An 11,800-nucleotide genomic window follows, 5' to 3' on the forward strand; every position below is an offset into this window, starting at 1 on the left:
CCCCCGCCCGTCAGCTCCCGTCCTCCGCCCGTCAGCTCCCGTCCTCCGGCGGCCGCGGCGGCTCACCCGGCATCTGCGGCGGAGGCGTCGCCGCGCCCGGCAGGGTCAGTACCGCCTCCGTGCCGCCGAGGTCCGCGGACCGCAGCCGTACCGCGCCGCCCGCCTGCTCCGCCGTACGCGCCACGATCGACAGCCCCAGACCGCTGCCCGGCAGGCTGCGCGCGGACGGCGAGCGCCAGAACCGCTCGAAGACATGCGGCAGTTCGTCCTGCGGAATGCCGGGGCCGTGATCGCGCACGGTCAGCTCGCCGTCCGTCAGCCGGACCTCGACGGCGCCGCCGGCCGGGCTGAACTTCACCGCGTTGTCCAGCAGGTTCACCACCGCCCGCTCCAGCCCGGACGGCTCGGCCCGTACGTACCAGGGTTCGAGGTCCGCGGTGATGGTCAGCGACGGGCCGCGCAGCCGGGCCCGCTCCAGCGCCGAGCCGACTATGTCGTGCAGCGCCACGACCTCGACGGCGCTCTGCCCGTGCTCCGGGGTCCGTGACAGCTCCTGGAGGTCGCCGATCAGCGCCGCCAGCTCCCCCATCTGCGCCTTCACCGACGCCAGCAGCGCCGCCTTGTCCTCGGCCGGGATCGGGCGCCCGGACTGCTCGCTGCGCACCAGCAGATCGATGTTGGTACGCAGCGACGTCAGCGGCGTACGCAGCTCATGGCCGGCATCCGCGATCAGCTGCTGCTGCAGATCGCGTGAGGCGGCCAGCGCCGCGGTCATGGAGTTGAAGGAGCGGGAGAGCCGGGCGATCTCGTCCTCGCCGTCGGCCGGGATGCGGATGGTCAGGTCCTGGGTGCGGGCGACGTGCTCGACGGCGTCGGTCAGCCGGTCCACCGGTTTGAGGCCGGAGCGCGCGATGACCAGTCCTGCCGTGCCGGCGCCGACCACGCCCAGTCCGGCGACCGCCGCCAGCAGCACCGCAAGGGTGTTCAGCGCGCTGTTGACCTCGGTCAGCGGGCGCGAGAGGGACACCGCGAACTGCACGCCCTGCACGCCGATGTGCTTGGTCAGCACCCGGACGTCCGCGCCGTCCACGGTGAGCGCGTCGTGCAGGGTGTCCCGCTGTACGCCCCGCGCCACCCCGAGATCCCAGCCCTGTACCCGTACGGGCTGGGAGTTGGGCCCCACACAGCGCGAACCGTCGACCTGGACGATCTGGACGTTGTAGTACGAGGGCGGGGCGTTCTTGTTCTCGGTCGGGTCGGTGGGCTGACAGTTGTTGTAGGTCACCTGGAGATACTCCGGCGGGACGCTGACGTTCCGCAGCGAGTTGTCCACCTCGTCGCGCAGCTGGGCCCGGGTGAGCAGCCAGCAGGCCAGCGCGGAGACCGCCACCGCCACCGCCACCGCGGCCGCGGTCAGCAGGGTCAGCCGTGAGCGCAGCGGCAGCCGCGCGAGGCGCGCGCCGAGCACGGTTTTGTTGCCCCCGGACATCCCGCTCCCGCTCATTCCGCGCCGCCGTCCGCCCGCAGGACGTACCCGACCCCCCGCTTGGTGTGCACCAGCCGCGGCTCGCCGCCCGCTTCCGTCTTGCGGCGCAGATACATCACGTACACATCGAGGGAGTTGGAGGTGGGCTCGAAGTCGAAGCCCCATACGGCCTTCAGGATCTGCTCACGGGTGAGGACCTGCCGCGGATGCGCGAGGAACATCTCCAGCAGCGTGAATTCGGTGCGGGTCAGCTCGACCCGCCGGCCGCCCCGGGTCACCTCGCGGGTCGACAGGTCCATCCGCAGATCGGCGAAGCTCAGCGTCTCGCCCTCCTCGGGCTGTGCGCCGGCCGCCGCGGCGTACGAGCTGCGGCGCAGCAGCGCGCGGATCCGGGCGAGCAGCTCGTCGAGCTCGAAGGGCTTGACCAGATAGTCGTCGGCGCCGGCGTCCAGCCCGGTGACGCGGTCGCCGACGGTGTCACGGGCGGTCAGCATCAGGATCGGGACGGTCACCCCGCTCGCCCGCAGTCGGCGGGCGGCGGTCAGCCCGTCCATACGGGGCATCAGGACGTCCAGCACGATCAGTTCGGGGTCGTAGCTCGCGACCTTCTCGACCGCGTCCAGACCGTCGACCGCCTGCTCGGTCCCGTACCCCTCGAAGGCCAGCGAACGCTGCAGGGCCTCGCGGACCGCGGGTTCGTCGTCGACGATCAGGATGCGGGCGGGCTGATCACCGTGCTCGGCGGGGCTCATGTGCGTGGCTACCTCGGGTGGATGGGGGTACCTCCCATGCCCTTAAGGCATGGGGGAGGAACGAACGGCCGGTCTTCAGCCTTGCACGGCGGCGGGCAATCCGAGAGGGGGGACGCGATCGGGGTCCCCCCGGACGAAGTTTGGGGGGACCCCCTACTGGCGGGCGACGGGTGGGCGGTCAGACGCCGCTGTTGCTGCCGCCGCTCCCGCCGTCGCGCAGCGCGTCGAGGTCGGCCTTGACAGTGTTGATCGGGATGGCGAAGCCGAGACCGACGCTGCCCGCCGTGCTGCTCGATGCCGAACTCGGGGAGTACATCGCGGAGTTGATGCCGATGATCTGTCCCTGCATATTGATCAGGGCGCCACCGGAGTTGCCCGGGTTGAGCGAGGCGTCGGTCTGGATGGCCTTGTACGAGGTCTTCGACGAGCCGGTGTCGCCGTTGTACTGGTTGCCGCCGAACTCGAACGGCCAGCCACCGCCGTCGTCCGGGTTGCCCTGCCGGCCCCGGCCCTGCCCCTGGCCCTCCTCCTTGGGGACGGTCACATCCCGGTTGAGGGCGGAGACGATTCCACTGGTCACGGAGCCGGTGAGACCCTCGGGCGAGCCGATCGCCACCACCTGGTCGCCGACCGCGATCTTGTCGGAGTCACCGAGCGAGGCCGCGGTCAGACCCTTGGCACCGCGGACCTTGATCAGCGCCAGGTCCTTGTCGGGGTCGGTACCGACGACCTTGGCCGTCTTCCGGCTGCCGTCGCTGAAGGTGACGGTCACCGTGTTCGCCCCGGACACCACGTGATTGTTGGTGATGATCTCGCCGCTGCTGGTGACGACCACGCCGGACCCGGTGGACTGGCCGCCGGTGGTGCGCGCCTTGATCTCCACGATCGCCGGGCTGACCGCCTTGGCCACCCCCGAGACACCGCTGCCGCTGCTCTTACCCGCGTTGACGAGCGGTGTGGAGGCGGTGTTCTGGGTGGACCGGTCGGTGGCGCCGGCGATCAGCGCCGCGCTGCCGCCACCGATGAGACCGGAGACGATCGCCACCGCCGCGATCAGCGCGACCGGCCGGCGGGCCCGGCGCCGCGGCTCGGGCGCGTACGGGGGCGGCGGCGGGTACGCCTGCCGGGTGGTGTCGTGGCCGTACTCGCTGCCGTAGGCATACGGACGGTCCTGTGACATCTCAGGTACCTCATCGCCGCTTCGGCGGTAGCTCTCGGTCATGGAGATCACTCTGCGACCGGTCCATGAGAACCGTCTGAGAACGCCCTGAGAGGCCCAACAGAAGTGGGTATGCCCGGTATAAAGACGCCCGCCTCAGCAGCCGGCCCGGGTCACCTCAGCCGCCGCACCCGCACGACCGCCGCACCACCAGCCGCGACGGGAACTGCCGCAGCCGCTCCCGTCGGGAGCCGACCACCCGCAGGCCGTCGTCCAGCACCAGATCGACCGCGGCCCGCGCCATCGCCTGGCGGTCCGAGGCGACGGTCGTCAGCGGCGGGTCGGTGAGCCCGGCTTCCTTCACATCGTCGAAGCCGGCGACCGCCAGCTCGCCCGGCACATCGATCCGCAGCTCACGGGCGGCCCGCAGCACACCGATCGCCTGGTCGTCGGTCGCGCACATGATGGCCGGCGGCCGATCGGGCCCGGCCAGCAGCTTCAGCGCGACCTGATAGGCGTCGTAGCGGTTGTAGGGCGCCTGGAAGTAGCGCCCGTCCGCCGACTTCCCGGACTCCAGCATGGCCCGCCGCCAGCCCTCGACGTGGTCGGTGACCGGGTCGCCGGACTTCGGGGTCTCCTCCGTACCGCCGAGGAAGGCGACGTAGGGGTGTCCGTGCTCCAGCAGATGCCGGGTGGCCAGCTGCGCGCCCCAGATGTCGTCCGTCATCACCGCGACATCGTCGATGGCGTCCGGCCGGCGGTGCAGCAGCACCACCCGGGCGTCCCAGGCATCGATCTCGGCGGCGGCGTGCTCGCTGGGCCCCTGGCTGATCAGGATCAGGCCGGAGACCCGCATCCCGAGGAACGCGCGCAGATAGTGCACCTCGCGCTCGTCCAGGTAGTTGGCGTTGCCGACCAGCACCATCTTCCCGCGCTCGGCGGCAGCCTGTTCCACCGCGTGCGCCATCTCCGCGAAGAACGGCTGCCGGGTGTCCGGCACGATCAGGCCTATGAGGTCGGTACGGCGGGACGCCATCGCCTGCGCGACGCGGTCCGGCCGGTAGCCGAGCTCCTTGATGGCGGCGAGCACCCGCTCGCGCGTGGCCGGGGCAACCGGCCGGGGTCCGTTGTTGATGACGTAACTGACAACGGCGGTGGATGTACCCGCCAGTCTTGCCACATCATCCCGCGTCACCTTGGCCACGCGCGGCAGTCTACGCGGGTGGCTCTACCGGCGGGCAGGCCGTACGTCCGTGGAGTCCGCACTCGTGGCGACGGCCTTCCCGGAGCCGTCGCCGCTCTCCGGTGCGTGCCCCGGCGCCGGCTGACCGCCACGGGAGGAATTCGCCGCCTTTGCGGCGTCCTCGGTGGCCTTGGCCTTGGCGTCCGCCGCCCGCTCCGCCTTCTCCGGCGTCACAAAGCGGTAGCCGACGTTACGGACCGTGCCGATCAGAGACTCGTGCTCGGGGCCGAGCTTGGCGCGCAGCCGCCGGACATGCACATCGACCGTCCGGGTACCGCCGAAGTAGTCGTAGCCCCACACCTCCTGAAGGAGCTGGGCGCGGGTGAAGACCCGGCCCGGGTGCTGCGCCAGATACTTCAGCAGCTCGAACTCCTTGAAGGTCAGGTCCAGGACCCGGCCCTTCAGCTTCGCGCTGTAGGTCGCCTCGTCCACGGAGAGATCACCGTTACGGATCTCCATGGGGCCGTCGTCGGTGGTGATCTGCTGGCGGCCCATCGCCAGCCGCAGCCGCGCCTCGACCTCGGCGGGGCCCGCGGTGTCCAGCATGACGTCGTCGATGCCCCAGTCGGCGGTGACGGCGGCGAGCCCGCCCTCGGTGACGACCAGGACCAGCGGGCAGCCCGGCCCGGTGGACCGCAGCAGCTGGCACAGCGACCGTACGTGCGGAAGGTCACGGCGGCCGTCGATCAGTATGACGTCGGCCCCCGGGGTGTCGATGAGGGCCGGGCCCTCGGCGGGGGCCACCCGCACGCTGTGCAGCAGCAGGCCCAGCGCCGGGAGCACCTCCGTCGACGGCTGGAGTGCGTTGGTCAGCAGCAGGAGTGAACTCACTTCCGATCACCTACCCGGTTTCCGGCGTGGTCCAGCCTCGGCTGCTCACGGTCCTGCCTGCTTCGCTCGCCCATGACGTCTGGTTCCTCCTCGGTCCCTGCGACGGGGGGCACCTCCCGGCCTTGGCCGGGGGAGTCTGCGGCACTGCTTCGTACGGTCCTCGCAGCCGCGCATCACGTGGCTGAAAGCACAAAAGGACCCGGGGGCAACGCTGCCCGGATCCTTCTTGTCCAGCAGAATAGCTCACCTGACTTCCGGACCCGAGGTCGATTTTGCACCTTGTTGTGTTCCGTCGATCACTTCGAGTGGTCATCGCGTGTCTCTGTTGACGGCTCACGGGGTCCGGATCCAGGCCGCCCACACCCCCCGCAAGGCCCCATTTGAAGCCACTTCCGCGCCCTTGGCCGAGGCTCCCGTCATCGTCCTCGCGCACGGCTTCACCGGCGCGCTGGAACTCCCCCAAGCTCTTCGCGCCACTGCCGCATTTTCCCAGCATGCGGACATGATCACGTCCTCCTTCCGTGGCCACGTCCTCCTTTCGTGGCCACGGCGGATCCGGCAGGCGCTCCACGGTCGGCAACCGCGGGTCGAGGACCTGGCCGCCGCGGTCCGCCGAACCGCTCCCTGGGGCACCGCTCTCCATGGGCGGCTCGGTCGTCCTGCGGCAAGCGGCGCTTTACGGCCAGGGAGCGCACAGGGAGCGCACGGGTGCGCACGCCGACACAGTCGTCTCGGTCAGCGCCCCCGCACAGCCTGTAGCGACGCGCCGCGGCGGGAAGGGCTACTCCGTCTCCGCCACCGCCTCGGCGAACTGGGCGGCGTACAGGCGGGCATAGGCACCGTTTGCCGCCAACAGGGCGTCATGGGAGCCCTGTTCGACGATGGCGCCGTTCTCCATGACCAGGATGACGTCGGCGTCGCGGATGGTGGAGAGGCGATGGGCGATGACGAAGCTGGTGCGGCCGGTGCGGAGCTGGGCCATCGCGTGCTGGATGAGGACCTCGGTGCGGGTGTCGACCGAGCTGGTGGCCTCGTCGAGGACCAGGATGGCGGGTTCGGCCAGGAAGGCCCGGGCGATGGTGATCAGCTGCTTCTCGCCGACCGAGACATTGCCGCCCTCCTCGTCGATCACCGTGTCGTAGCCGTCCGGCAGGGTGCGGACGAAGCGGTCGACGTGGGTGGCCTTCGCCGCCTCCACGATCTTGTCCATGGAGGTGCCCGCAGGGGCGCCGTACGCGATGTTCTCGGCGATCGTGCCGCCGAAGAGCCAGGTGTCCTGGAGGACCATGCCGATGTGGGAGCGGAGCTCCTCGCGCGACATGTCGGCGATATCGATGCCGTCGAGGGTGATCCGGCCGCCGCGCACCTCGTAGAAGCGCATCAGCAGGTTGACCAGGGTGGTCTTGCCGGCGCCGGTCGGGCCGACGATCGCGACCGTCTGGCCGGGGCGGACGGCCAGCGACAGGTCCTCGATGAGCGGCTTGTCCTGTGCGTAACGGAAGGAGACGGCCTCGAACTCGACCCGGCCCGCGACATGTTCGGGCCTGGCGGGCTGCTCGGAGTCCGGGTCCTGCTCCGTGGCGTCGAGGAGTTCGAAGACCCGCTCGGCGGAGGCGACACCGGACTGGACGAGGTTGGCCATCGAGGCGACCTGGGTGAGCGGCTGGCTGAACTGCCGGGAGTACTGGATGAAGGCCTGCACATCGCCGATGGACAGGGCCCCGGAGGCCACGCGCAGGCCGCCGACGACGGCCACCAGGACGTAGTTCAGATTGCCGATGAACATCATCGCGGGCTGGATGATCCCGGAGATGAACTGGGCCTTGAAACCGGCGGCGTAGAGGGCCTCGTTCTGCTCGCGGAACAGCTCGGCGGACTCCTTCTGGCGGCCGAAGACCTTCACCAGGCTGTGGCCGGTGTACATCTCCTCGATATGCGCATTGAGCTTGCCGGTGGTCTTCCACTGCTGGACGAACTGCGGCTGGGCGCGCTTGCCGACCTTCGTGGCGACGACGATCGAGACCGGGACCGTGATCAGCGCGACCAGGGCCAGCAGCCAGGAGATCCAGAACATCATGGCGAGCACGCCGACGATGGTCAGCAGCGAGGCCACGATCTGGCTGAGGGTCTGCTGCAGCGTCTGCTGGATGTTGTCGATGTCGTTGGTCGCCCGGGAGAGCACCTCACCGCGCTGCTGCTTGTCGAAGTAGCTGAGCGGCAGCCGGGCGAGCTTCTCCTCGACCTGTTCGCGCATCCGGAAGACGGCGCGCTGGACGACACGGGTGGCGATCCGGGCCTGGACGAAGCCGAAGAGGGAGGCGCCGGCGTAGATCAGGGCGACCCAGAGCAGGACGACGCCCACCGCCCCGAAGTCGATGCCGTGGCCGGGCACGACCGGCATCGTGCCGATCATGTCGGCCAGCCCGCCCTCGCCGTCCGCGCGCAGCCGGGCCGCGGCCTGGGCCTTGGTGAGCCCGTCGGGCAGCCGGCGGCCGATGATGCCGGACATGATCAGGTCGGTGGCACGGCCGAGGACCTTGGGGCCCACCACCGTCAGCGCCACGCTCAGTACGCCCAGCGCCAGCGCGACGGACATGATGCCGCGCTCGGGCTTCATCTGGGCCAGCAGCCGCTTGCCGGAGCCCTTGAAGTCCATCGACTTCTCGGTGGGCTGGCCGCCCATCATCCGGGCCGGCCCCACCGCCGGGGCCGGGCCCCGTCCGGGCGCCGCCCGGTGAGTCTCCTCGGTGTCCGCCGGGGCTTCGGCCCGGTCGGCCGCCCCCTTGTCCGCGGTGGTCACGCCGCCTCCTGCTCGGTGAGCTGGGAGAGCACGATCTCCCGGTAGGTCTCGTTGTCGGCCATCAGCTCGGTGTGGGTACCGGTGCCGACGACCCGGCCCTCGTCCAGCACGACGATCCGGTCGGCGCCGCGGATCGTGGAGACCCGCTGCGCGACGATCACCACGGTCGCGCGGTCCGTCTCGCGGGACAGCGCGGCCCGCAGCGCCGCGTCCGTCGCATAGTCCAGCGCGGAGAAGGAGTCGTCGAAGAGGTAGATCTCGGGACGGCGCACCAGGGCCCGCGCGATCGCCAGCCGCTGCCGCTGACCGCCGGAGACATTGGTGCCGCCCTGCGCGACCGGGGCATCGAGGCCGCCCTCCATCCGCTCGACGAAGTCCCGCGCCTGGGCGGTCTCCAGGGCGTGCCACAGCTCGTCGTCGGTGGCGTCCGGATTGCCGTAACGGAGGTTGGTGGCGACGGTGCCGGAGAAGAGGTACGGCTTCTGCGGGACCAGGCCGATGGTCTTGGCCAGGGTCTCCTGGTCGAGGGTGCGGACATCCTCGCCGTCCACCAGGACCGCGCCGCCGGTCGCGTCGAACAGCCGCGGTACGAGCCCCAGGAGGGTCGACTTGCCGGCGCCGGTCGAGCCGATGACGGCGGTGGTCTCGCCGGGGCGGGCGGTCAGCGAGATGTCCTTGAGGACCGGCTGTTCGGCGCCCGGGAAGCGGAACTCGACGTGACGGAGCTCCAGTTCGCCGTGCCGGCGCAGCTCGGTGACGGGGTTCTTCGGCGGGGTGACGCTGGAGTCGGTCGCCAGCACCTCCTGGATGCGCTCGGCGCAGACCTCCGCGCGCGGCAGCATCATCACCATGAACGTCGCCATCATGATCGACATCAGGATGTACATGAGGTAGCTGAGGAACGCCGTCAGCGCACCGATCTTCATGTCTCCGCTGTCGATGCGCAGCCCGCCGAACCAGACGACGGCCACGCTGGAGAGGTTCACGATCAGCATGACCAGCGGGAACATCATCGACATCAGCCGGCCGGCGCGCACCGACACGTCGTACAGATCGGTGTTGGCCCCGGCGAACCGCTCGCGCTCGTGCTGGTCGCGGACGAAGGCGCGGATGACGCGGATACCCGCGATCTGTTCGCGCAGTACGCGGTTGACGGTGTCGATGCGCTCCTGCACCCCGCGGAACAGCGGACGCATCCGGCGGACGATCAGTGAGACGAGCATCCCGAGGACCGGGACGATGACCAGGAGGAGGCCCGACAGCGGCACATCCTGATTGAGCGCCATGACGACGCCGCCGACGCACATGATCGGCGCCGAGACCATCATCGTGAACGTCATCAGCACCAGCATCTGGACCTGCTGGACGTCATTGGTGGTGCGGGTGATCAGCGACGGCGCGCCGAATGTGCCCACTTCCCGGGTGGAGAAGGACTGCACCCGGTCGAAAACCGCGGCGCGAATGTCCCGGCCGAGCGCCATGGCCGTACGGGCACCGAAATAAACGGCACCGATAGCGCAGATGATCTGCAGCAGAGTTACGGCGATCATGAAACCGCCGATGCGGAAGATATAGCCCGTGTCCCCCTTCACGACACCGTTGTCAATGATGTCGGCGTTGAGGGTGGGCAGATAGAGAGTGGCCAGGGTCTGGATCAGCTGAAGCAGCACGATCAGGGATATGGAGCGCCTATGGGGCCGCAAATGCACCCGCGCGAGTCGGACCAGCACAGAAGGAGCCTAAGCGAACACTTGCCTTCGGCAATCGAATTTCGTTGGTCCGCCCAGGTGGGCCGGTAGCCCTTTGCCAGAACTTGCCCGGAGCCGGACCGGCCGCCGCGTGCGCCATCATGGAGGCGGCAACGACGGGGCATCCGCCCACCACGGGCAGCCCCCCGACCGACCGACACGACGAAGAGGCCGCCGTGACAACTACTGGCACCGTGCGCTACTGGGCCGCGGCCAAAGCCGCCGCCGGCACGGCAGAGGAGCCCTATGCGGCGGCGACGCTCGCCGAGGCGCTCGACGCGGCGCGCGCGGCGCATGCCGCGAACCCCGAGTTCGCGCGCGTCCTGCTGCGCAGCTCATTCCTGGTGGACGGCGATCCGGTCGGCACCCGTGACCATGCGGCGGTGCCGCTGGCCGAGGGTGGCACCGTCGAGGTCCTGCCGCCGTTCGCGGGAGGGTGAACACCGGATCATGAGCGACAACCAGCCGCAGAACCACCGTCCGTACGAGCCGCACGATCCCTACGCACCACAGGATCCGTACGCCCCGCAGGATCCATACGCACCGCAGGCGCAGCAGCCCGCGCATCCGCCGTACAACCCGCAGGCGGCGTACGGCGCCCCGTACGGGCAGCAGCCGTACGACCCCTCGCACCAGCAGCAGCCCCGGCACGACCCGTACGGGCGCGACCAGTACGGGTACGACGCGTACGGGCAGCAGCAGCCGCAGCAGCCCCGGCACCAACAACACCACCAGCCGCAGCATCACCAGCAGCAGCCGTACGGCCATGACGGGTACGGCACACCGCACCCCGAGTCCACGCAGCTGACCTCCCAGCACCAGTCCGCGCTGCCGGCCGAAGAGCCCTACGCCCGCCAGCACCCGCAGCAGGCCAGGCCCGCACCCGCCGCGCCCTCACCCGCCGCACCCGCACCGGCCGCCACGGCGCCGGCCGTCACCACGCCGATCTCCGGGGCGCCGCTCGCACCCAACCAGCGCGCCCGCGCCGAGGGCCGCTCGCCGATCATCCCGCCCGGTATCCAGCCGGCCGCGCTGACCGCCGTTCTCGCGCTCCTGCTCGCGCTGACCGCGCCGCTCGCCCGCCCGGTGCTCGCCGTACCGGTGGCGCTGCTCCAGGCGGTCACGGCCGCCGGCTGGTTCCGGCTGAACGGCATGTGGCCGGCCCGCCAGGGCATCGCGCTCGCCTTCCTGGCCGGGCTGACCACCGATGTCGCCCTGCTGGCCACCGACCGCGAGAGCGCGCCCCTGGTGGGCATCGGCACGCTCGGTGTGTGGTGTCTGCTCGTCCTCATCCTCCAGCTGCGCAACCGCAGCAGCGCGGACGAGCGGATGTACGCGCTGACCGCGGGCCTGACCTCGACCGCGCTGGCGGTGCTCGCCGCCGGCCACCTCGCGGCGAGCCCGCACGCCGTCGTGGTCGGCGCCGCCGCGGTCGCGGTGGCCACGCTGGCCCGTGCGCTGCCGCTGCCCTCCCCCGCCTCGATCGGCATCGCCCTGGTGGCCGCCGCGGGCGCCGGCATCGGAGCCGGCCAGCTGACCGGCCTCGGGGCGTCCGGCGCGCTGCTGGGCCTGGCGGCCGGCGGCTGCGCCCTGATCGGCCTGCGGGTGGCCAGCTACGACTACCCCTCCCGCTTCGTCCACATGACGGCCGGCGTCGCCCTGCCGCTGGCCCTGGCCGCACCCGCGGTGTACGTCCTGGGACGGGCGCTGGGATAACCGCCCCTAGGGCCGTAAGGCATACGCGGCGGCCGCCGGAGCGCGCACCTGCGCCTTCCGGCGGC

Annotated in this window: 9 protein-coding genes; 2 read left to right on the top strand and 7 right to left on the bottom strand. The window is 70.8% G+C overall.

Annotation, left to right across the window (positions count from 1 at the left end; translation table 11 throughout):
* Positions 1–31 precede the first annotated feature (31 nt).
* The 7 genes from DY245_RS30885 to DY245_RS30915 form a co-directional block, all read right to left on the bottom strand.
* The gene (locus DY245_RS30885; RefSeq protein WP_128510497.1) at positions 32–1,489 is read right to left on the bottom strand and encodes a HAMP domain-containing sensor histidine kinase; all 1,458 of its coding nucleotides are present in this window, start codon (positions 1,487–1,489) and stop codon (positions 32–34) included.
* Positions 1,490–1,500: 11 nt separating this feature from the next.
* Positions 1,501–2,238: a response regulator transcription factor gene (locus tag DY245_RS30890; protein WP_128510498.1), complete on the bottom strand. Its 738-nt coding sequence runs from the start codon at positions 2,236–2,238 to the stop codon at positions 1,501–1,503.
* 178 nt (positions 2,239–2,416) lie between these two features.
* The gene (locus tag DY245_RS30895) at positions 2,417–3,460 is read right to left on the bottom strand and encodes a S1C family serine protease (RefSeq protein ID WP_128510499.1); all 1,044 of its coding nucleotides are present in this window, start codon (positions 3,458–3,460) and stop codon (positions 2,417–2,419) included.
* Positions 3,461–3,575: 115 nt separating this feature from the next.
* Positions 3,576–4,601, bottom strand: a complete 1,026-nt coding sequence (locus DY245_RS30900) for a LacI family DNA-binding transcriptional regulator (protein ID WP_128510500.1) — start codon at positions 4,599–4,601, stop codon at positions 3,576–3,578.
* Positions 4,602–4,625: 24 nt separating this feature from the next.
* Positions 4,626–5,471 (bottom strand): response regulator transcription factor, encoded by an 846-nt coding sequence (locus DY245_RS30905; protein ID WP_128510501.1) that lies wholly within the window; start codon positions 5,469–5,471, stop codon positions 4,626–4,628.
* Positions 5,472–6,252: 781 nt separating this feature from the next.
* A complete protein-coding gene (locus DY245_RS30910; RefSeq protein WP_181923955.1) occupies positions 6,253–8,154 on the bottom strand; it encodes an ABC transporter ATP-binding protein in 1,902 nt (633 codons plus the stop codon).
* A 113-nt stretch (positions 8,155–8,267) separates the two neighbouring features.
* On the bottom strand, positions 8,268–10,001 hold the full coding sequence (locus DY245_RS30915) for an ABC transporter ATP-binding protein (RefSeq protein WP_128510503.1): 1,734 nt from the start codon (positions 9,999–10,001) through the stop codon (positions 8,268–8,270).
* 212 nt (positions 10,002–10,213) lie between these two features.
* Between DY245_RS30915 and DY245_RS30920 the strand changes: the two genes are divergently transcribed.
* Both DY245_RS30920 and DY245_RS30925 read left to right on the top strand, forming a co-directional pair.
* Entirely contained in the window at positions 10,214–10,459 is a 246-nt protein-coding gene (locus DY245_RS30920; RefSeq protein WP_128510505.1) for a MoaD/ThiS family protein, read from the top strand.
* 10 nt (positions 10,460–10,469) lie between these two features.
* The gene (locus DY245_RS30925; protein WP_128510504.1) at positions 10,470–11,735 is read left to right on the top strand and encodes a DUF3824 domain-containing protein; all 1,266 of its coding nucleotides are present in this window, start codon (positions 10,470–10,472) and stop codon (positions 11,733–11,735) included.
* Positions 11,736–11,800: the final 65 nt, after the last annotated feature.

This window comes from Streptomyces inhibens (assembly GCF_003389455.1).
Taxonomy (GTDB): domain Bacteria; phylum Actinomycetota; class Actinomycetes; order Streptomycetales; family Streptomycetaceae; genus Streptomyces; species Streptomyces inhibens.